Consider the following 21,395-nt stretch of genomic DNA (forward strand, 5'->3'; position numbering starts at 1 on the left):
CCGTTGCCGTATTACTCATCCTCTATTATACTCTTTCTGCCATCAGAGAATCAATAACTTCTTTTACGGTTTCCAGATGTTCCGCTTTATATGCATACGCCCCGCAGAATAACAAGGCATCGTCCACCTCGCCCTTCGCCGCATGGATCAGCGCGTCCGTGATGCAGTATGGGATCTCGGCCGGGCTGCAGCTATGCAGGCATCTGTGGCATGGGCTGTGGGGAATCTGCTCCCCCTCCATCACCTTCTTCATAAATGGATTCATGATCGCCCGTCCCGGCATCCCGACCGGACTCTTCACGATAGCGATATCCTCTTCTCCCGCCATAAGATATGCCTCTTTGTAACGGATATCTGCGTCGCATTCCCAGGTCGTCACGAATCTGGTCGCAACCTGAACGGCATCCGCGCCAAGGGCAAATGCATGCTCTGCCTGCTGCCGGTTCTCGATACCGCCGCCAAGCGCCGCAGGAATCTTACAGTGATATTGTTCCTCATACTGTTTCACCGTATCCAGGATCTTCCTAACTTCAGCATCGTATACCGCATTGCAGTCCGCGCCGTGTTCCTCCGCCCGGTATTCTTTAAGCTGCTCCCTGGTAAATCCCAGATGTCCTCCCGCCTTTGGTCCCTCGATTACCAGCAAGTCCGGCATCCTACTATATTTCTTGCCCCAGTATCTCAAGATGACCTTGGCTGATTTCTCCGTAGATACGATGGGCGCAAGCTTCACCTCAGAATCCACGGCAATCTTCGGAAGATCCATGGGAAGGCCTGCGCCGGATATAATAATGTCCGCGCCCGCGTCGATCGCCGCCCTGACATATTCCTCGTAATGCCGCATGGCCACCATCAGGTTGAATCCTATGATCCCCTTCGGCGCAATCTCCCTTGCCTTCCTGTACTCCTTCCCGATCGCCCTTAAGTTGGCTGCCTCCGTATCCGTGTCAAAATCCGGCTCCCGAAAACCAATCTGGGCGGCAGAGATCACTCCTATGCCGCCCTCTTTCGCAACTGCTCCGGCGAGATTACCAAGGCTGATACCCACTCCCATTCCGCCCTGTATAACTGGAACACCTGCTTCTATATTTCCTATCTTCAATGGATGAACATTCATTGTCATTCTCCTGTTGTTTTAAACAATTAGCTGTTACAACCTGCGGAACCTGTCATAACGGCGCCCCGCAAGCTCCTCGCCGGACATCTGCTCGTACCGGAGCAGGAACTGCTCGATCTTACTCGCGATCGGCTGTGTGACTTCCCGCAGATTCTCCGCAGTGTATCCCGACGGTTCTGCAAATACCTGCTCAACGATCCCCATATGATAGAGATCCTCCGCTGTGAGGCGCATCACGCCTGCCGCATCCTTCGCTTTCGAGCTGTCCTTCCACAGAATACTTGCGAATCCCTCTGGGGAGAGGATGGAATAGACAGAGTTCTCCAACATCCACACCTCGTCTGCCACAGCCATGGCGAGGGCACCCCCGCTCCCGCCTTCTCCGATGATGATAGACAGCACCGGAACCTTAAGACCGGACATCTCGTAGATATTTCTGGCGATCGCTTCTCCCTGTCCCCGTTCTTCTGCCTCAAGCCCGCAGAAAGCTCCCGGAGTATCTACGAAGCAGATCACAGGACGGCCAAACTTCTCCGCCTGCTTCATCAGACGCAGAGATTTGCGGTATCCGTCCGGAGACGGCATGCCGAAGTTGCGCTCGATATTCTCCTTGGTATTCGTCCCCTTCGCCTGGGCGATCACAGTCACCGGCATTCCCCGGAATCTTGCAATACCGCCGATGATCGCCTTGTCGTCGGCGAAATACCTGTCTCCGTGAAGTTCTATGAAGTCCGTAAATAGCTCCCGGATATAATCACTTCCCACCGGGCGGTCATTCATACGCGAGAGTTGAACACGGTCCCAGGCTTCGGCAAGGCGGTTGCTGACCCTAAGTTCTCTGGGAAGGCTGCTTCCTGCAGACAAGCAGGCTTCCGAACCCTCGGCTTTATCCCCTTTCACATGCAGCATCAGAATCTGTGATAATGTCTCTTTAAGCTGCGGCCGCTCCACGATCCCGTCGATAAATCCGTGTTCCAGAAGGAATTCGGAACGCTGGAAGCCCTTGGGAAGCTTCTGCCCGATGGTCTGCTCGATCACTCTTGGACCGGCAAAACCAATCAGCGCCCTGGGTTCTGCCAGGATCACATCCCCCAGCATGGCAAAGCTTGCTGTCACACCGCCCGTGGTCGGATCCGTCAGCACACTGATATATAGAAGCCCCGCATCACTGTGACGCTTGAGCGCCGCCGAAGTCTTCGCCATCTGCATCAGAGATACGATCCCTTCCTGCATCCTGGCGCCGCCCGAGCAGGCAAATAAGATCACCGGCAGCCGTTCCCTGGTCGCCCGCTCTACCGCCCTTGCGATCTTCTCTCCTACCACTTCTCCCATGCTCGCCATCAAGAATCGTCCGTCACAGACTCCCAGGACTGCTTCTGTTCCGCCGATCCGCGCCTTTCCCGTGACAATCGCTTCTGCAAGGCCGGTTTTCTCCTGCAATACGCCAAGCTTCTCTTCATATCCCTTGTAATTCAACGGATTGGGAGTCTTAAGCTCCAGATCCCATTCTTCGAAAGTACCCTCGTCCGCCACCATCTCGATACGGCGGTACGCATGTACGCGGAAATACCCTCCGCATTTCGGACAGATATAATAGTCGCTCTTCACATCCTCTGCGATGATCGCACTGCCGCATTTATTACATTTCCGCAAGAGTCCTTCCGGCACCTCCGGCCTTGAGGAATTCAACGCAATATAACCTTTTCTTCCAGACGCAAGCCTGGTCTTCTTAAACACATTATCCAGCTTCATATCATGTCACCTTTACATTCCCATTCTGTTTAACTGTACAGGGCCTTGTGAAGCGCCTCTTCATTTTCCGCAATAAATTCGATATCAATGTCTCCCGACAGGTAATCCGGACGGCCAAGGATCTCATACTGGTAATCCACGTTCGTGTCGATCCCCTCTATGATGACCTCTCCCAGCGCGCTCTGCATCTTCCGTATGGCCTCGCCGCGGTTCTTCGCCCATACGATGAGCTTTGCAACCATGGAATCATAGTACGGCGGTATGGTATAACCGCTGTAAATGGCAGAATCGATCCGTATTCCCTTGCCCCCCGGCAAATACATATCCGTGATGGTCCCAGGAGACGGTCTGAAGCCCTTGCCCGGGTTCTCGGCATTGATCCTGCACTCGATGGCATGCCCCCTGAGATGAATATCTTCCTGGGTAAATGCAAGCTTCCTTCCGGACGCGATCCGTATCTGTTCCTTTATCAGGTCGATCCCCGTCACCCACTCCGTGACCGGATGCTCCACCTGGATCCGGGTATTCATTTCCATAAAATAAAAATTACCGTTCTTCTCCAGCAGGAATTCTATGGTTCCGGCATTCTGATAGCCTGCCGCCTTCGCCGCCTTCACCGCCGCTTCCCCCATCCGCTCCCTCAGTTCCTCAGACAGGGCGACGGAAGGGGATTCCTCGATCATCTTCTGGTGGTTCCGCTGGATAGAACAATCCCGTTCCCCCAGATGGACCACATTGCCATATTGATCCGCAAGGATCTGGAACTCGATGTGCCTTGGATGCTGCACAAAGTGTTCGATATACATGGTGTTATCGCCGAACGCCAGCTGCGTCTCCTTCTGAGCGGTCTGGAAACTCCGCTCGAATTCCTCCGGCGAATCGGCAATACGCATGCCTTTGCCGCCGCCGCCAAGCGCTGCCTTCACGATAACCGGGTATCCGATCTCTTCCGCTATGGCCGCGCCTGTTCCGGCATCATAGATGGGTTCCGTGCTTCCAGGGATGACCGGCACGCCCGCCGCAACCATGGTATTCCTTGCCTCCTGCTTGTTCCCAAGCTTCGCGATAACTTCGGAATCCGGTCCGATAAATGTAATATTGCACTGCTCGCACAATTCCGCGAACCTGCTGTTCTCCGACAGGAACCCAAAGCCCGGATGGATCGCGTCGGCTCCTGTCACGATGGTAGCGCTGATGATACGGTCCATGCTCAGATAACTCTCCGAAGATGCCGCAGGACCGATACAGACTGCTTCATCTGCAAGCTTCGTGTGAAGAGCCTCTCTGTCAGCCTCCGAATAGACCGCCACCGTCTCGATTCCCATCTCCCTGCAGGCACGGATAATACGCACTGCGATCTCGCCCCGATTGGCGATTAATACTTTCTTGATCATGTATACCACCTATCCAATCATAAATGTCAATTCTGCCGTGACAACCGTCTTACCTTCCACACTGGCGACCGCTTCGCCGACTCCTACCGGGCCCTTCTGTTTGATGATGCGCGTCTCCAGACGCACCTTATCTCCCGGCACGATCTTACCCTTGAACTTGCACTTATTGATGCCTCCGAAATATGCCGTCTTGCCCTTATTCTCTTCTACGCTTAAGATCGCCACCGCGCCTGCCTGCGCCAGCGCCTCCACTGTCAATACTCCCGGCATCACCGGTTCCTGCGGGAAATGCCCCGCGAAGAAATCCTCGCGGTAGGTCACGCATTTGTACCCAACGGCGTATTTGCCCGGCTCATAATCTTCGATATAGTCAAGAAGCAAGAATGGATGGCGGTGGGGGATGATCTCCTTGATCTGATTAATGTCTAGTTTCATGCTTACTCTCCTTCATTTGGCGTACCCAATCTACTTAATCCGAAACAACGGCTGTCCATACTCTACTGCCTGCCCGTTCTCAACCAGTATCTCTTCCACGATCCCGTCGAACTCACTCTCGATCTCATTCATCAGCTTCATCGCCTCCACGATCGCCAACGTCTGCCCCTTCTTCACCGTGTCTCCCACGGCTACGAACGGCGCCGCATCCTCGGCAGGAGCGGCATAGAAGGTTCCGACTAACGGAGACTCCACAAGCTTCCCTCCTGACGGGGCGCTGTCTGCCGTAACCACAGGAGCTTCCGCAGCTATCGCAGCCACAGCCCCTTCCATACCCGTACTTATCTCCGGAGCCGCTACCACCTGTACCTGGCCCTTCTTCTTCGTCAGGTGAAGCTTCACACCATTTTCTTCGTACTTTAATCCAGTCAGTTCAGACGCGGATACCGTCTCAATCAATCTGATAAGGTTCTCAATCTCCATACTTCCATACACCTCCTACCCTTCGTATTTCTGCAGCAGCAATGTGGCATTATGCCCGCCGAAGCCAAGAGAGTTGGTGAGGACATAATTGACTTCCCGCTCTACCGGTGCGCCGATAGCATAGTTCAAATCACATTCTGCGTCTGTTTCCTTCGTTCCCATGGTCTGGTGGATGAATCCGTCCTGAATCGTCTTCACGCAGGTAATGAATTCCACTCCGCCTGCCGCGCCAAGCAGATGCCCGATCATGGATTTGGTCGAGTTGATGACCACACCCTTTGCCGCCTCGCCAAACGCCAGCTTGATGGCGCGCGTCTCAAACAGATCATTGTGATGAGTTCCGGTTCCATGGGCATTGATGTAATCCACCTGCCTGGGGGAGACGCCGCCTTCTTTCATAGCGAGCTCCATCGCCTTCGCCGCGCCGCTTCCGTCCTCTGCCGGTGAAGTGATGTGATAAGCGTCCCCGGTCGCGCCGTATCCTGTAACCTCCGCATAGATCTTAGCGCCCCTCGCCTTCGCATGCTCAAGCTCCTCTAAGACTACCACTCCGGCGCCTTCGCCCAATACGAATCCGTCCCTGTCCTTGTCAAATGGGATCGATGCACGCATAGGATCCTGGGACGCGGACAACGCCGTCAGACTGGTAAATCCAGCCACTCCGGTGGGGCAGATGCAGCTCTCTGTTCCGCCTGCCAGCATGATATCCGCATCGTCATACTGGATGGCACGCAACGCGTCTCCGATACAGTTCGTACCAGAAGCACATGCCGTTACCACATTCGTGCATTTTCCTTTAAGCCCCAACTGAATAGAGATATTGCCTGCCGCCATATTAGAGATCATCAGCGGCACCATCAACGGATTCACTCTGCCGGGTCCTTTGGTCAGGATCTTCTCATACTCACGTTCCACAACCTGCAAACTTCCGATTCCTGATCCGACGATCACACCGGCACGGAACGGGTCTTCCTTCTCCATGTCAAGACCTGCATCCTCATACGCCTCTATCGCGGCTGCCACCGCATACTGGGAGAATGGCTCCATGCGCTTTGCCGCCTTGAAATCCATATGCTCCTTCGCCGCAAAGCCCTTCACCTCTGCAGCAACTTTTACCTTATAATCTGAAGTATCAAACTTGGTGATCTCACCAATCCCTACTTTTCCTTCCTTCACGCTGCTCCAGAACTCTTCTACCGTATTCCCGATCGGTGTCACAGCACCAAGTCCGGTCACTACAACTCTTCTTTTCATATGATTCCTTATCTCCTTCTAATATCTGCAACATTTCAGACAAGCTGTTCTGTTACATCGCCATACCGCCGTCTACATGCAGCACCTGCCCGGTAATATATCCTGCGTCCTCCGATGCCAGAAACGCCGCAGCAGCCGCCACCTGTTCCGGCTTCCCAAAGGTCCCAAGAGGAATCTGCACAGCCGTCGCCTCTCTCACCTTCTCAGACAGCACGCTGGTCATATCCGTCTCGATAAATCCCGGGGCAATCGCATTGACCGTAACCCCGCGGGATGCAAGCTCCCTGGCCGCCGCCTTGGTAAGCCCGATGACGCCCGCCTTCGACGCAGCATAATTGGCCTGCCCTGCATTGCCTGTCACTCCCACTACGGAGGACATATTGATGATACGTCCGCTTCTTTGCTTCAGCATCTGACGGCTCGCAAACCGGATCGTGTTAAATGCCCCTTTAAGATTCGTACTGATCACCTGGTCGAACGCTTCCTCACTCATCTTCATCAGAAGCCCGTCTCTGGTTACCCCTGCATTGTTGACCAGAATATCAATGTGTCCATGCTCTCTGATCACATCCTGGATAAATGTCTCGCATTTCCCATAGTCGGACACGTCGCACTGGTATATGTCCGCGCTGCCGCCGCCCGCTTCGATCTCCCGCTTCACTTCTTCGGCTCTCTCCTTAGACCCGTTATAATTAATCACCACAACCGCGCCTAAGGAAGCCAGCTTCATCGCGACAGCTCTGCCGATCCCTCTTGACGCTCCGGTTATGACTGCTACTTTTCCATCCAACATATTCCTTGTCCCTTCCCTGTCACTGCAGCTCTTGTGCCACTTTCTCTACATCTTCCCAGACCGCGATATTATATACCTTCACATCCCGGCTGATCTTCTTCATGAATCCTGCCAGAGTCTTTCCCGGTCCGATCTCCACGAAGATATCCACGCCCTCCCGGATCATGGCTTCCATACTCTGCATCCAGCGGACCGGAGAACTTACCTGCTTCGTAAGGAGTTCCCTGGTCACCCCGATATCTTCCACTTTCTCTGCCGTCACATTCGTAACATACGGGATATCAAGAGGGTGAAGGGTCACCGTTTCAAGCTCCTTCGCAAGCTCTTCGCCTGCGGGCACAAGAAGCGGTGAATGGAAGGGTCCGCTGACATTCAGCATCATGGCACGCTTCGCGCCTGCCGCTTTCAGCCTTTCTGCCGCTGCCTCTACCGCCGACGTCTTCCCGGTGATGACGATCTGGCCCGGACAATTGTAGTTAGCGACCGTCACATTGCCTGCCTCCTCACCATCCATCTCCTCAAGTACCTCTTCAATCTTAGAAGCTTCCATTCCCATCACCGCACACATGCCGCCTTCGCCTGCAGGCACCGTGTTCTGCATCAGGATTCCTCTCTTCCGCACCAGACGAACGGCATCCAGATCATCCATTCCGCCTGCCGCAGCAATAGCGCTGTATTCTCCAAGGCTTAAGCCCGCCGTGATATCCGGCTTAAGTCCTCTCTCCTTTGCAACCCTTGTCATAGCAAGACAAGTCGTAACCAGCGCCGCCTGTGTATATTCAGTAAGGTCAAGCTTCTCATTCTCCTCAAAACAAAGCGCCTTCATATCAAGCCCAAGCTTCTCGCCCGCCTGGTCGAAGATCGCCCTTGCAGTCTCGCTTCTCTCATAGAAATCCGCTCCCATGCCTGCCTTCTGGGCTCCCTGTCCCGGATAAATAAATGCAGTCTTAGACATAAAATCCCGCTCCTTTTATCAACGCATCTGTTTCTCTTACCAGCTTATCGATCAGCTCCTTACAGGTCATCTTCTCCTTCACCATTCCGGCGATCTGACCTGCCATCACGCTTCCGTTCTTCACGTCGCCGTCCACGACAGCCTTGCGAAGCCCGCCAAGCGTAAGCTGCTCCAACTCTTCGAAACCTGCCCCTTTATTTTCCAATTCAATGTATTTCTTCGTCATATCATTGCGAAGGGCGCGAACCGGATGTCCTGTGGTTCTCCCTGTTACTCTTGAATCAATGTCCTTCGCAGCTATGATCCTGTCCTTATAGTTCTCATGAACCTGTGACTCCTCTGTCACAACAAAATGAGTACCCATCTGTACTCCCTTCGCGCCCAGCATAAATGCCGCCGCTATTCCTCTTCCGTCTGCGATACCTCCTGCTGCAATCACCGGTATCTTCACCGCATCTGCGATCTGCGGAACCAGCACCATCGTCGTATTCTCTCCGATATGTCCTCCGGCTTCACAGCCTTCCGCAACTACCGCATCTGCGCCGCAGCGCTCCATACGCTTCGCCAACGCGACAGAAGCAACCACAGGAATCACCTTCACGCCTGCTTCCTTCCACATCTTCATGTATTTCTCAGGATTTCCCGCACCGGTAGTCACCACTTTGACCCCCTCCTCGGCAACGATCTTCGCCACCTCGTCTGCGTAAGGGCTCATCAGCATGATATTGACTCCAAACGGCCGGTCTGTTAACTTCTTCGCTTCCTGAATCTGCTCTCTTACCCACTCGGCAGGAGCGCTTGCAGCTCCAATAAGCCCAAGTCCCCCCGCATTCGACACGGCTGACGCCAAATGGTATTCTGCAACCCAGGCCATACCGCCCTGGATGATCGGATATTCAATTCCTAATAAACTGGTTACTTCTGTCTGCATTCTACTAACCCCACTTCTTCTTAAATTACAAAATTCCTTACTCTTTATGCTCGTTGATATAATTGATAACATCCCCGACCGTTGCGATCTGTTCCAAATCTTCCGTCGGAATCTCAATCTCGTATTCGTCCTCCAGCGCCATCACCATCTCGAACAGATCAAGGGAATCTGCTCCCAGATCATCCTTGAAAGAAGATCCTTCTGTAATCTGTGCACTGTCAACTCCCAAATTCTCTGATACGATTTCTTTGATTCTCTCTAACATGATTCATTCTCCTTTGATTTTTATATTCTTGTTTATATATAAACTGGCGGACCAGCTCCAAATACAATCTGTCACATCTGTGCCGCGGTCCTCAGTTTACAGCCTTATTCTATCTCCACTCTATGACCGCCGCTCCCCAGGTAAGCCCTGCTCCAAAGCCTGCCAGCACAAGCTTCTGTCCCGCGGCAAGCCTGCCCTCCCGGTTCATCTCATCGAGCAGGATCGGAATACTTGCAGAAGAAGTATTGCCATACTCCTGCAGATTCATGGGAAACTTCTCCATCGGTTCATTCAGGCGCTTCGCTACAGCCTCTACGATCCTCTTATTCGCCTGATGCAGGATATAGTAAGCGATCTCATCAGTATCGAGCCGATTCAGCTTCAGCACCTCTCCAATCACCTCCGGCACTCTCTTCACGGCAAACTTGAATACTGCCTGGCCGTCCATCTGCATGTAATGCGATTCGTCCAGCATCGCCTCCGGCCGAATCTTCCCGATCAGCCCGTTATAATCGTGCCGGCTCTTACAACTTAACGCCGCCCCCTTGCTCCCGTCAGAATGGGTCACCGGAAGATACGCTCTCTTCTCCGGATCTACAGCCCGGAGCACCGCCGCCCCCGCTCCGTCTCCGAACAGGATACAGGTTCCTCTGTCCTTCCAGTTCGTCAGATTCGAAAGGCTCTCGCTGCCGATCACCAACGCCGTCCGATAGACGCCCTGGCTTAAGTAAGCCAACGCCGTATTATAGGCAAGGACGAATCCTGTACACGCCGCGCTTAAGTCGAAGCAGGTTGCATGCAGCGCGCCGATCTCCTTCTGAACCTCGCACGCCGCGCAGGGAAGGATCACATCAGAAGAAATGGTCGATACCAGGATCAGATCCACCTCTTCCGGCGGTATGCCTGCATCCGCAAGCGCCCTTCCCGCCGCCTCTGCCGCCATGGAAACCGTCGTCTCATCCTTCGCGATGTGCCTTCTTGCGACCCCGGTCCTCTCCCGGATCCATTCATCGCTGGTCTCCACCAGCCGGGCAATATCATTATTATCCATTGTATATGACGGTATGTATGAACCCGTCCCGCATATTGTCGCTGTCATATGAATTCCTCTGATTTGTTTTGAATTTAAATTATTTTGATTTTCAAAGTATATCTCATTTTGTTTTGCTTGTCAAGTATTTTGAATATCAAAATATTATTTTTTAGTGCAGACGTAACCATTCAAACAGGTCTGCGCACGATAATATATATTAACTATATATATTACTTGACAACATATATTATATAAAATATAATATACTTATTCTAAGTATATTAAGGAGAATCACTATGATATTTCCAATGAACGCACCGATGTTTGACCTGCTTGTCCTGTCGGTCACTGCGAAAACGGATGCCTACGGCTATCAACTGAGCCAGATCATCAAGAGAGTATCCCATACGAAGGACTCCACACTCTACCCTGTCCTTAAGCGGCTGCAGGAACAGGGTTTCCTGACTGTCTATGACCAGGCCTATCAGGGACGGAACCGGCGGTATTACAGAATCACCGAATCCGGCCGCCAACACTGCCGGACACTGTCAGAAGAGTGGAATACTTACCGTGATACGGTAGATCAGATCGTGAAAACAGGAGGAGTACAGCATGAGTAGAGACGAATATATCAGCCATCTGAAATACCGGCTCAGGCGGCTGCCCAAAGAAGAATACGACAAGGCAATTTCTTATTTTACAGAATATTTCGAGGAAGCCGGGCCGGATAATGAAGCCCAGGCGATCGAAGACCTGGGAACGCCTGAACTGGCGGCGGATCAGATCATCCGGGACTTCGCGGTCGAGAATGCCAGAGAGCCTGCCAGGGATGTACGGCATGGGTTCTCGGCTGTATGGATCGGAATCCTGGCCGTCTTCGCCGCCCCGATCGGATTACCCTTCGCATTGATGCTCGGCGTCATGGTACTGACGCTGGTCATACTCATCTTCACACTGATCCTCTGCGTATTTATAGTGACTATCTCTGTCGCTGTGTCCGCAATTCCATGCATCATTATCGGCGTATGGATGCTGTTCACTTCATTTGCAGACGGTGTTGCTACGCTGGGCGCCGGATTCATAGGACTTGGTATCGGCATCCTGCTGATAATTGGCAGCATCGGACTGGGGAAGGGGTTATTGCGTATGGTGACCCGGCTGTTCGGCAGGATCGCGAAAGGAGGCAGAAAACATGAGAAATAAAAAGATATGGATAACAGCGGCATTCATCTCGGTCATATTCGGCACCGTCGTCCTGACGGCAGGACGGATGATGGGCGGACATGCAGGATTCTATATTGACGGAAGAGGCCTGCACTCTGCCGGCGACCCGAATATCACAGAGCCTTCGGAAGGCAGCAAGGAATTGGATCCATTTAACAGCATAGAGCTGATGGTCGATTATGCAGACGTAGAGCTTGCAGCTTCTGACAGATTTGCAATTGAGTATTGTATCGCGGGCGAATACGGCAGCCCGGTCTGCGAGGTCAGGAATAACCGGCTGATCTTTAGAGAGCCCGAATCGTTTAAAATGTTTCATCTGGGATTCTCTACGGGCAATTTGGGCTTGTCTGTAAGCGATCCAAGGTATTATGTAAGGGTAGAGATTCCCAAAAACACAAAATTATCCGACGTCTCCCTGGAATTGGACAGCGGAGAGCTTGAAATATCTGCATTAAAGGCAGACAGACTGGACATTAAGAGCGAATACGGGAATATCCGGCTGGATAAATATACTGGTACAGACCTGAATATCCGCATGGACAGCGGCAATCTCTTCATCGATACCCTAAAAGCAGACCGAACCGAGATCCAGAATGAATACGGGGAAGTCACTCTCTCTGACGTATCGGGAGGCAAACTGAACGTTAAGCTGGACTCCGGTAATTGCCAGATCGGACGCGCAGACCTCTCCGATGTGACGATCACGAATGAGTTCGGGGACGTTCAGCTTGGGGTTGCGGGCAATATCTCCTCCTACGGATTCGATCTGTACACAGAGTACGGAGATATCTTCATAGATGACAAGAGCCAGGGAACCTTCACGGACGACGACGGCGACATTCGTTATAAGGCCGCCGGAGACGGGAAGAAAAAGATATCCGTATCCTGCGACAGTGGAAATATCGGGATCGATTCTGTCAACTAAGGCCGTAAGCCGCTTAAACGGCCCGCTGCTTCTCAGGAATAGAGGCAAGATATAGTACGATCTGCCGTATCTTGCCTTACGCATATCAGCATTTCTCTGCGATATCATTCTTACCTCACGCATATCAGCATTTCTCAGCGATATCGTAAATCAACCTCTGCGTATCCTCCCACCCGATACACGGGTCCGTAATAGACTGTCCGTATACCAGGTTCTCCGCGATATCCTGCCTTCCTTCCACAAGATAGCTCTCTATCATAACCCCCTTCACCAACCGCTTCAGCTCCGGGTTATAATTCCTGCTGTGCAACACTTCGCTTACGATACGGATCTGCTCCTTATACTGCTTACTGGAATTAGAGTGGTTCACATCTACGATCACAGCCGGATTCTTCAGATTCCACTTCTCATACATTTCCGCAAGACGCGCAAGATCCTCATAATGGTAGTTGGGTATATTCTTCCCGTACTTGTCCACACCGCCCCGCAGGATGGTGTGCGCCAGTTCGTTTCCGCTGGTCTCCACGTCGTTCCCGCGATAAATGAAACGATGAGGATGCTGAGCCGCGGTGACGGAATTCAGCATAACCGACAGATCTCCGCTGGTCGGATTCTTCATCCCGACCGGGATATCCATACCGCTGGCTGTCAGGCGGTGCTGCTGATTCTCCACAGACCGCGCTCCTATAGCCTCGTATGACAGCACGTCGTCCAGATAACTCCGGTTCTCGGGATACAGCATCTCGTCCGCCGTAGAAAGCCCTGTCTCCTCCATCACACGGATGTGCATCTTACGAATCGCGATGATCCCTGCCAGCAGATCCGGTTCCTTCTCCGGGTCCGGCTGATGCAGCATCCCCTTATATCCGTCGCCGGTCGTCCGCGGTTTGTTGGTATAGACTCTGGGTATCACCAACACCCTGTCCGCCACCTGATCGGACACCTTCTTAAGCCTTCTCGTATATTCGCACACGGATTCTTCGTTATCCGCGGAACACGGCCCTACCAGGACTATGAACTTGTCCTTCTTTCCCGTAAATATATCTCTGATCTCTTCATCTCTCTTTTGCTTTATCTCTCTGATCCTGTCAGAAACCGGATACTCTGCCTTCAATACCTCCGGCAGCGGCAGCTCATGATTGATCTTAATTGACATTGGCTTTCCTCCTAAACTCCTGTACTGAGCCCTTACCGCCTGCGCCGATCACACAGCGCGAATCTAAAGCCTGCAGGATAAGCGGTCGGTACACTCATATTTATCAATATAATATCTCGGCTCACTTGTGTCAATGTCTTTTGACGCTGCCACATGGCATATGGTACTTTTATTTATGATAAACTTTCATAAAATCTATTCCATCCGAAAAGTTATTGCAGTATAATGTAGCCAATGTTAAATTGAGAGACACTGATACATAGCCTGGAGGAGGTATTCCATATGGATATAAGCAACTATAAGACATATATTTCGTCTGAAACGATGATGGGACCTAATAGCATAAGGATATTGGCTGAGCTGGTCGATAAATATCCTTTACAATTCGTTCCTGATGATATAATCCTCGATCTGGGATGCGGAACAGGACTGACAAGTCTTGTCATTGCAAAAGAAACAAAAGCAAAAGTTATTGCAAATGATCTGTGGATCAGCGCAGAAGATAATGGAAAACGGTTTGCCAAATGGGGCGTCAAAGACCAGGTAACACCTATGTGCGAAGATGCGAATCATCTTCATTTTGAAAAAAAGCAGTTCCGTGCTCTGATCAGCATTGATTCTTATCATTACTTTGCAGGATTCAAGGGATTTTTTCAGGAAAAGATTTTACCATTTGTAAAAGATAACGGCACGGTCCTAATTGGAATCCCCGGTCTCAAGGATGAATATACAGGCCGTGCCAAAGAGCTTCTCTCCGATTGGCTTGGAGACGACGCTTATATGTTCAAAAGCCCGAAACACTGGAGGGAACTGATCGGCAGCGGCGATAGAATTGAGTCGGTGACAACATGGGAAATGGATTGCTTCAGCAAAGCATGGGATGATTGGCTTGCGGTAAATAATAGATTTGCGCAAAATGATAAGCAGCATTTTGAAACAATCATCAAACCGTATACTTGCTTTGTGGGCATTTATATAAAGGTTAAAAAAGCATCGTAAACAAAATTTACAGAGAGGGGAAATAATTGTGGAAGATAATACATTAATAACAGAACAGACCAATCTGAAACTTGCAGATTACTTACATACATCAGCTAACGGCCGCGAAAATCTGGGTGAAGAGATACCTGTAGCAGTTTACCGGCTATTGGAATATTCCCTCCGCGAAGAACTGACCGAACAATTCGGACGAAATGACCAGATCCGCATTTTCCGTAATGCAGGTTACCGGGCAGGACAATATTTTGCAAAACAGCATTTGGATCTGTCACTGCCGTTCTCTGAATTTGCCGCCCAGCTTCAAAAGCAGTTGGAGAGATTCAAAATGGGGGTTCTACGAATCGAAAAAATAAATGAAGATACAGGCAAGATCATCCTCACAGTCTCGGAAGACGCCGACTGTTCCGGTCTCCCCACACTTGGAGAAACGGTATGCAATTACGATGAGGGCCTCATATCAGGAATCCTCACCGCTTATACCGGCAGCCCGTACACTGCGGTTGAGATCGACTGCTGGGCAACCGGAGACCGCGTATGCCGTTTTCAGGCAGAAGTCAAGGATTCGTTCCATGTACAGGAGTTGAGCGAACCTTACCATGATTCGAAGCAGGAGCTTCACTCTCTGCAAAGCGAAATAGAAGAATTAACAGCATATACGGCAGAGCTTTCCAAAGGGAATCTGTCTGTCCCATTCCCAGGCAAGAGTAATTTCCTGTGTGAGAATCTGAAAAATCTTCATGCGAACCTGAACCACCTCACCTGGCAGGCCCAGCAGGTAGCCAAGGGCGATTATTCACAGCAGGTAGCTTATCTTGGGGATTTTTCCGAGGCATTTAACGAGATGACCAAGCAGTTAAGGGAACGCGAAGAACGCCTGCGCCAGGAAGCGCTCAGAGTCCAGAACCATGCCGAGATGATCGAGGGCTATAATGAGCTTATGGTCGAAATGCTCAGCAAACGGAAGGAATGGCTTCTTGTCGTGGATACGAACACGAAAGAAATCCTCTACTGCAACAAAAAGCATCACGGCGGCGCTGTGGATGCAAGCTTCTGCCGCGACTGCAAAAAGCGTCTTCCATTTCAGCATGAGCTCTTGAAATGGAACTGCGACGAACAATATAAAGTATGGGAAATGGACGGTGACGCCGACACCCACTACCGTATCACTTCCTTCCCGATCCAATGGAAGGAACATGATTCTCACGTCCATATCATCGTCGATATCACGGACGAGAAACGGGCTGCGCAAAACCTTGCAAGCAAGGCTTATCATGACCCGGGAACCGGGATCAAAAACCGCCTGTTTTTCGAGGAATATATGGAGATGATCCTCCGGGAGGAACAGGATACTACTCTATGCTACCTCGATCTGGACGGACTTAAATATGTAAACGATACTTTCGGCCATCTGGAAGGCGATATCTATATCCAGAACTTTGTAGAGCTGATCAAGGCGAATTTCCGAAGCGAGGATACATTTGCCAGAATCGGCGGGGATGAGTTCTGCCTTGTGTTAAGCGGCAGTATCAAAGAACTCATAGATCTTAAAATGGCGGAGATCTTAAAAGACTTCCAGACGGGAGGCTATGCCGAATACCAATGCAGCTTCAGCTACGGTATCGTAGGGATCGACGGCGCCAACAACGACTTGTCTTACGACGATATTCTCCACAAAGCTGATGAGATCATGTACGAATGCAAACGCCGGAATAAAGAGAAATATCCGCAGCTTGTCCGGTAATGGAATGCTTCTGTGCCCGTGCCGGATGTGCGTCTATGTTCCAACGTTCTGCACCGCGCTTCGGTTTTGTAAAATGAGTCAAAGACCCCGCTGCAAGCAACGGGGCATCAAATTGGTAGCGCTGCAGAGCAGCGGGGTCTTTGACCCTCGCGGCAGTCGCCAAATGTGCATGCAAGCATGCCCGCTTGGCTCGTTGCTCGCGGGAATAAACGCCTCCGGCACTTGAACCGCAGCGGACTCCGTTTGGCATTGAGACATACATCCGGCACAGACAGCGAACTAGTACAGCATTGCATTAATTCCGAAGTAATAGGTGACTGAATTTTGTGTCAGCGCAAGGCGGAGGAAGGAGGCAATGCGGTGGCATTGTTGACTGACAACAACGAAGCGATGGCGCAAAAGGCAGGTGCATATTACTTCAAGATTAATGCAATGCTGTACTAAAGCGTTACTTCTCCTTCGCTGATCAGATAATTCAAGAATCCTTCGCACCCTTCCAGAATATCATCGTAGGTTCTGTCAAAATTGCCTGTATACCATGGGTCGGCGATATCTCTTGGGTTCTCGCTGAAATCCAGAAGCTTATATACCTTGTGTTCGGGGTCTGAGCCGATGATCCGGTCAATGTTCCTGATGTTCCGGTATTCCATTCCTAAAATATAATCATATTCCTTATAATCCTTTCTTCTTAGCTGAACCGCGTATTTGCCCTGGGTGCTGATGCCATACTGCATTAATTTGCTAGCGGTTCCATAGTGAACCGGATTGCCTAGTTCTTCGCTGCTAGTGGCGGCAGAGGCGATGTAGAACTGGGCTGACAGGCCTCTTTTTTGTACTATGTCGCGGAATAAGAATTCCGCCATGGGGGAACGGCAGATATTGCCATGGCAAATAAATAGTACTTTAATCATCTTTTTATATCTCCATTTAAGTCCAGTATTTCTTCTCAAACGCTTGATATTTCAGGGTTTTCCGACTTTTGAGTTTTCCTTTATTTTCAAGGTATCTTCTCAAATCTTCTCGTATTTTCTTATGTTTTTCCCTGCAATCTTGGTAAATCCGTTGGTAAAGCAAGCGTCCTTACCAACGGACTTTTTTAACTATTCGCTATCCGATATACTTCTTCCTTTGCATCATCAAAATTCACATGGGTGTAAGTGTTCAAGGTTACACTGATGTCTGCGTGACCCATGATATACTGCAAGGTTTTCGGATTCATCCCGGATTTTGCCATATTAGAGCAAAAGGTGTGCCTGCATACATGAGGGGTAACTTTCGGCATCTGGATACGGTAAATCCTGTTGTATTTCTGAATGATATGCTCCAGATACTTTTCCCAGTGAAGGGCAACCATCGGCATATCGTTTTTATCCAGAAACAAAAATCCTGCATATCCTTCCACCATCGGTTCAACTTTTGGTGTCTTGCGGTTGGCAATGATTCTGCGAAAACACGCTGCGACAGCTTCCGTCATCGGCACATAGCGGATGCCTTTGTCAGTTTTTGGTTCTTCAATTACATACTGCATCTGTGCAGTACGCTGTAACTGATGGTCTACCTTGATACGCATTTCTCCAAACTCGATTTCTGAAACCGTCAGTCCACAGAACTCTGAGATACGAAGCCCTGTGTGAAAAAGAATATAGATTGCATCATAGTATCTGCTAAAATGTTTATCTTCCTGAATAAACTTCAGCAAATCTCTCTGCTGCTTTCGGGTAATCGCTTCTCTGGTAACAGAATCATTGACAATGACGGATGCAAGCTCAAATTCAAATGGATTTTTACGAAGCAAATCATCGTCTACCGCCATCTGAAATGCTGGTCTGAGGACTCCCCGGATAGAATGAATAGAACTGTATCCCCGTCCATCAATCTGTTGGAGCTTAATCAACCATGCCTTTGCGTCTGACAAACGCACCTTATCAATTCGCAGATTCCCAAAACTCTCTTTTTTCAGCATATTGATGACCGTTTTATATCCGGCAACCGTATTGTGACGAACTCCTGTTTTCAATGAAACATACTTTTCTACCAGTTCCAAAACAGTATAGTTGCCACCGTTTGTTACGATACGGTCAAACAAATTCGCTTCAATCTGTTTTTCTTTCTCACGAAGGGAAGGCTCCCGCTTCTTCCCCTTTGGCATTGGGTCATTCTTGTCTAAACGCCAACTGTATACATTTTTCTCTTTTCCGTCCTCATCAATATAGCGGAACCGATACCTCCCATCTTTACGCTGGTACTCGCCCTCTCGCAAAATCCGATTACGGTTATCTCGTCTTTTCTCACTCATCGTGAACTCTCCTTTCAAAAAAAGAGAGCCAGACTTGCACTCTTATCATAGCACAAATCCAGCTCTCCGCATAGTTATATCATGTGAAATCGGTAAATCTGTCAGCTCTGTTTACACAGCAGTAGCCTGATCCAGATACCTCTCAAATTTCTCACGCTTAATGAGGGCACGATTGCCGTTCATCACATAAAAATCCTCATTGGGATGTGTGTCAATAAGCGTTCTCAATTTTCCTTCGCCGATATGATAATATCTGGCTGCTTCCTCAATGGTAAGCGTATATCTACGCCACACCGGAATATCCGAGTAATTTTTTCCTTCAATATTCATCTTATTATTCGCCATAGGCAGTTATCCTCCATAACTATCATTGTCGCAGCATTCGCCAAATGGATACGCAAGCGTATCCGCTTGGCTCATCGCCTGCGCACATGAAAATAGCCAGACAGAGGGTGTCGGCAACGAAGTCCGGCAACGGGCTTCAAAAGACCTTGCAAACAATCTCAATCTGGCGATGGTTACTATTTATACTTTTCTTTTATTTTTCTGTTGTTTTGGTTGTTATAAGGGAGAAAAGCCCGGAAATAAGGGGTTTTCCCCGGCAACCGGCTCGGCAACGGGATAGCAACAGGGGGTGCAACGGGCTGTCATTTTCAGAATGGAAGCTCCATCTGTTCTGTGACCTCCACAAAACCGTCCATCGTTTTTTCAGACGGGTTGCCGGAGTCCGTTGCCGGGTTTTCACGCTCCCAGCCCTTTTGTCTGCCGTATTCGGAAAACATTCTTGGATTCGGGAAGTACCGCCAGCCGGAAATGCACTGGTTCATTATCTCGTTGATTTCCCGGATTTCCCATTGCTTCGGTTCGTCAAAGGCATGGTTCAAGGCTTCCTTGTAGAGCTGCTTGGAACAGACCATGCTCCCGGTGTACTTATCAAGATACGCCTGTATCATCCCGGCTTTGGTGTCCTCCGGCATAAAATCCCGCTGGTGTTCTTTGAGATACCGCTGCATGGCGGGGCTGAAAGCCAGCTTGAACCTGCCGCTTCGGTAAATCTCCATCGCTTCCGCCCACATCTGCTCGATATAGGCTCTGGAAGCAGCTTCGTCCTCCAAAATGTGAACCTCGGCTTGCTCCGGGTACACCATGACGGGGATAAAGCGGCGGTTGCCGGAACGGTCAAGGGGCAGGAAGTCAAGGGCATTGGAAGTGCCGCCAAACACGCACTGACGGGGGCGGTCTGCCGGATGGGTTTCATAGGGTATCTTGTAAACCTCTTTCTGTCGGCTTAAAAATGACTTGATTTCCTCAATGCTCTTGGCATTGGCGGTTGCCATCATTTCCGACATTTCGATAATCCAGTGACCTTGCAGCTTGCGGTACACATTGTCATCGTCCAGCTTCCGCAAATCATCGGAGAACCACTCGTCCCGGACTGCCAGCAGACGGAAGAAAGTGGACTTGCCAGCCCCCTGACCGCCTACCAGACAGAGCATGATTTCAAATTTGCACCCCGGCTGAAAGGCTCGTGAGATTGCACCCAGCAGGAACAGCTTCAACGCTTCATAGGTGTAATCGTCTGCGTCAGCCCCCAGAAAGTGTCGTAGGCAGAAACGGATTCGTTCTGTCCCGTCCCACACAAGGGTATTGAGATAGTCCCGGATGGGATGGTACTTGTTTTCATTCGCCACAATCCCGATGGCATTATCAATCTTTTTCTCATTGGTAAGCCCATAGGTTTCTTCCAGATAAAGAAGCAGATACTTCATGTCCGTATCGTTCAGGGCGGTGCTTTCTCTGTGAAAACCGATGGGCTTTATGATGTCCTTGCGGTCGGTCAGGATGTTGTATGCGATAGCCCCGGAAAGCAGAGGGTCACGCTGGAATACGGTCAGGCAGTTCCGTATGCTCTGACGGACACCGCCTTTCTCGGTGGTTTCCAGCCCCGCCTTGATTTCCTCAATGCTCTGGGACGGCTGCATGGCGTTCATGGTGTTTTTTAGTTCTTGCTGCGTCTGCGGCTGCAAGCTCTGCCATTCGCTGTTCAAGCTGTATCACATCCTTTCCGTAGTCCGTAATCAAAGCCGCTTTTTCCTCTGTCTCCCCGAACAGCAATATATCCAGCAGATATTCCACTTGGTCTTGCTTCTGTAAGGCTTCCACAAACCGGGGATGAAAGGCTTCCTCCGGGGAGTGCGGGGCGTAGTCCGTTCTCCATGCCATAAGCAAGTGAAGATAATCGGCAAGGATACGGAAACATCGGTTCTTTGCCTCCTGAAACTGTTCCTCCGGGGATTTCTGCCGGGGCTTGGGCTTTTTTGCCTTTCCCGGCGGCTTCCAGTCCTCATAGGAAAGCCCAAAGTCCTGTGCCAGTTGTACGGCGGCTTCTTTCTTTCCCAGCCCATACAGGGCGGCGGTAAAATCAATCACATCCCCATCTGCACCGCAGCCGAAGCAGTGGTAACGCTGATCCAGCTTCATACTTGGGGTTTTATCGTGATGGAACGGGCAGCAAGCCATCCCGTTCCGACCTACATGGATTCCATAATGCTCCGCAGCCTGTCTTGTTGTGACGGACTGCTTCACAGCTTCAAATACATTCAAATCTATCCCTCCTTGAAAATAAGAAAAGCACCTGACAT

The 21,395-nt window shown here is 50.5% G+C and carries 22 protein-coding genes; 5 read left to right on the forward strand and 17 right to left on the reverse strand.

Annotated features, from left to right (window positions below; all coding sequences use genetic code 11):
* Positions 1–25 precede the first annotated feature (25 nt).
* The 11 genes from VSQ62_RS24340 to VSQ62_RS24390 all read right to left on the reverse strand — a co-directional run bounded on the left by VSQ62_RS24340 (position 26) and on the right by VSQ62_RS24390 (position 10,478).
* On the reverse strand, positions 26–1,117 hold the full coding sequence (locus VSQ62_RS24340) for an NAD(P)H-dependent flavin oxidoreductase (RefSeq protein WP_334637332.1): 1,092 nt from the start codon (positions 1,115–1,117) through the stop codon (positions 26–28).
* 33 nt (positions 1,118–1,150) lie between these two features.
* Positions 1,151–2,869, reverse strand: a complete 1,719-nt coding sequence (locus tag VSQ62_RS24345) for an acetyl-CoA carboxylase carboxyltransferase subunit alpha (RefSeq protein ID WP_334637333.1) — start codon at positions 2,867–2,869, stop codon at positions 1,151–1,153.
* A gap of 29 nt (positions 2,870–2,898) precedes the next feature.
* Positions 2,899–4,263 (reverse strand): acetyl-CoA carboxylase biotin carboxylase subunit, encoded by a 1,365-nt coding sequence (locus VSQ62_RS24350; RefSeq protein ID WP_334637334.1) that lies wholly within the window; start codon positions 4,261–4,263, stop codon positions 2,899–2,901.
* 9 nt (positions 4,264–4,272) lie between these two features.
* A complete protein-coding gene (gene fabZ, locus VSQ62_RS24355; protein ID WP_334637335.1) occupies positions 4,273–4,698 on the reverse strand; it encodes a 3-hydroxyacyl-ACP dehydratase FabZ in 426 nt (141 codons plus the stop codon).
* Between the two features lie 30 nt (positions 4,699–4,728).
* The gene (gene accB, locus VSQ62_RS24360) at positions 4,729–5,181 is read right to left on the reverse strand and encodes an acetyl-CoA carboxylase biotin carboxyl carrier protein (protein WP_334637336.1); all 453 of its coding nucleotides are present in this window, start codon (positions 5,179–5,181) and stop codon (positions 4,729–4,731) included.
* Positions 5,182–5,196: 15 nt separating this feature from the next.
* Entirely contained in the window at positions 5,197–6,435 is a 1,239-nt protein-coding gene (gene fabF, locus VSQ62_RS24365) for a beta-ketoacyl-ACP synthase II (RefSeq protein WP_334637337.1), read from the reverse strand.
* A gap of 52 nt (positions 6,436–6,487) precedes the next feature.
* Positions 6,488–7,228 carry a 3-oxoacyl-[acyl-carrier-protein] reductase gene (gene fabG, locus VSQ62_RS24370; protein ID WP_334637338.1) on the reverse strand — a complete coding sequence of 247 codons (741 nt, stop codon included), beginning with the start codon at positions 7,226–7,228 and terminating at the stop codon, positions 6,488–6,490.
* A 19-nt stretch (positions 7,229–7,247) separates the two neighbouring features.
* The gene (fabD, locus tag VSQ62_RS24375; protein ID WP_334637340.1) at positions 7,248–8,183 is read right to left on the reverse strand and encodes an ACP S-malonyltransferase; all 936 of its coding nucleotides are present in this window, start codon (positions 8,181–8,183) and stop codon (positions 7,248–7,250) included.
* On the reverse strand, positions 8,176–9,114 hold the full coding sequence (gene fabK / locus VSQ62_RS24380) for an enoyl-[acyl-carrier-protein] reductase FabK (protein ID WP_334637341.1): 939 nt from the start codon (positions 9,112–9,114) through the stop codon (positions 8,176–8,178). The genes fabD and fabK overlap by 8 nt, the downstream gene beginning before the upstream one ends.
* Positions 9,115–9,151: 37 nt before the next feature.
* Positions 9,152–9,379: an acyl carrier protein gene (acpP, locus tag VSQ62_RS24385; protein WP_334637342.1), complete on the reverse strand. Its 228-nt coding sequence runs from the start codon at positions 9,377–9,379 to the stop codon at positions 9,152–9,154.
* Positions 9,380–9,488: 109 nt separating this feature from the next.
* Positions 9,489–10,478 carry a beta-ketoacyl-ACP synthase III gene (locus VSQ62_RS24390; RefSeq protein ID WP_334637343.1) on the reverse strand — a complete coding sequence of 330 codons (990 nt, stop codon included), beginning with the start codon at positions 10,476–10,478 and terminating at the stop codon, positions 9,489–9,491.
* Positions 10,479–10,708: 230 nt separating this feature from the next.
* On the opposite strand from VSQ62_RS24390, the gene VSQ62_RS24395 reads away from it, so the two are divergent.
* Genes VSQ62_RS24395 through VSQ62_RS24405 form a run of 3 tightly spaced genes read left to right on the forward strand, consistent with a single transcriptional unit; the run spans position 10,709 to position 12,561 of the window.
* Positions 10,709–11,032, forward strand: coding sequence for a PadR family transcriptional regulator (locus VSQ62_RS24395; protein WP_334637344.1), 324 nt, complete (start codon positions 10,709–10,711; stop codon positions 11,030–11,032).
* A complete protein-coding gene (locus VSQ62_RS24400) occupies positions 11,025–11,615 on the forward strand; it encodes a DUF1700 domain-containing protein (RefSeq protein ID WP_334637345.1) in 591 nt (196 codons plus the stop codon). The genes VSQ62_RS24395 and VSQ62_RS24400 overlap by 8 nt, the downstream gene beginning before the upstream one ends.
* Positions 11,605–12,561: a DUF4097 family beta strand repeat-containing protein gene (locus tag VSQ62_RS24405; protein WP_334637347.1), complete on the forward strand. Its 957-nt coding sequence runs from the start codon at positions 11,605–11,607 to the stop codon at positions 12,559–12,561. The genes VSQ62_RS24400 and VSQ62_RS24405 overlap by 11 nt, the downstream gene beginning before the upstream one ends.
* A gap of 124 nt (positions 12,562–12,685) precedes the next feature.
* Here VSQ62_RS24405 and VSQ62_RS24410 read toward each other — a convergent pair whose 3' ends face one another.
* The gene (locus tag VSQ62_RS24410; RefSeq protein WP_334637348.1) at positions 12,686–13,717 is read right to left on the reverse strand and encodes a 3-deoxy-7-phosphoheptulonate synthase; all 1,032 of its coding nucleotides are present in this window, start codon (positions 13,715–13,717) and stop codon (positions 12,686–12,688) included.
* Between the two features lie 282 nt (positions 13,718–13,999).
* Between VSQ62_RS24410 and VSQ62_RS24415 the strand changes: the two genes are divergently transcribed.
* Together VSQ62_RS24415 and VSQ62_RS24420 are read left to right on the forward strand one after the other, a co-directional pair.
* Positions 14,000–14,716, forward strand: coding sequence for an SAM-dependent methyltransferase (locus VSQ62_RS24415; RefSeq protein WP_334637350.1), 717 nt, complete (start codon positions 14,000–14,002; stop codon positions 14,714–14,716).
* Between the two features lie 28 nt (positions 14,717–14,744).
* Positions 14,745–16,457: a diguanylate cyclase domain-containing protein gene (locus VSQ62_RS24420; protein ID WP_334637351.1), complete on the forward strand. Its 1,713-nt coding sequence runs from the start codon at positions 14,745–14,747 to the stop codon at positions 16,455–16,457.
* Between the two features lie 440 nt (positions 16,458–16,897).
* Here VSQ62_RS24420 and VSQ62_RS24425 read toward each other — a convergent pair whose 3' ends face one another.
* From VSQ62_RS24425 to VSQ62_RS24445, 5 genes are all read right to left on the reverse strand, one after another.
* Complete coding sequence (locus VSQ62_RS24425) at positions 16,898–17,368, reverse strand: low molecular weight protein-tyrosine-phosphatase (RefSeq protein WP_334637352.1); 471 nt, start codon at positions 17,366–17,368, stop codon at positions 16,898–16,900.
* Positions 17,369–17,553: 185 nt separating this feature from the next.
* Positions 17,554–18,753, reverse strand: a complete 1,200-nt coding sequence (locus VSQ62_RS24430) for a site-specific integrase (protein WP_120484741.1) — start codon at positions 18,751–18,753, stop codon at positions 17,554–17,556.
* A 111-nt stretch (positions 18,754–18,864) separates the two neighbouring features.
* Positions 18,865–19,098, reverse strand: coding sequence for an excisionase (locus tag VSQ62_RS24435; RefSeq protein WP_016218019.1), 234 nt, complete (start codon positions 19,096–19,098; stop codon positions 18,865–18,867).
* Positions 19,099–19,406: 308 nt separating this feature from the next.
* Entirely contained in the window at positions 19,407–20,744 is a 1,338-nt protein-coding gene (locus VSQ62_RS24440; protein WP_022745624.1) for a virulence-associated E family protein, read from the reverse strand.
* Entirely contained in the window at positions 20,713–21,357 is a 645-nt protein-coding gene (locus VSQ62_RS24445) for a CHC2 zinc finger domain-containing protein (protein WP_016218017.1), read from the reverse strand. The genes VSQ62_RS24440 and VSQ62_RS24445 overlap by 32 nt, the downstream gene beginning before the upstream one ends.
* Positions 21,358–21,395 lie beyond the last annotated feature (38 nt).

The sequence above is a fragment of the Sporofaciens sp. JLR.KK001 genome, assembly GCF_036941055.1.
Classification (GTDB): domain Bacteria; phylum Bacillota; class Clostridia; order Lachnospirales; family Lachnospiraceae; genus Sporofaciens.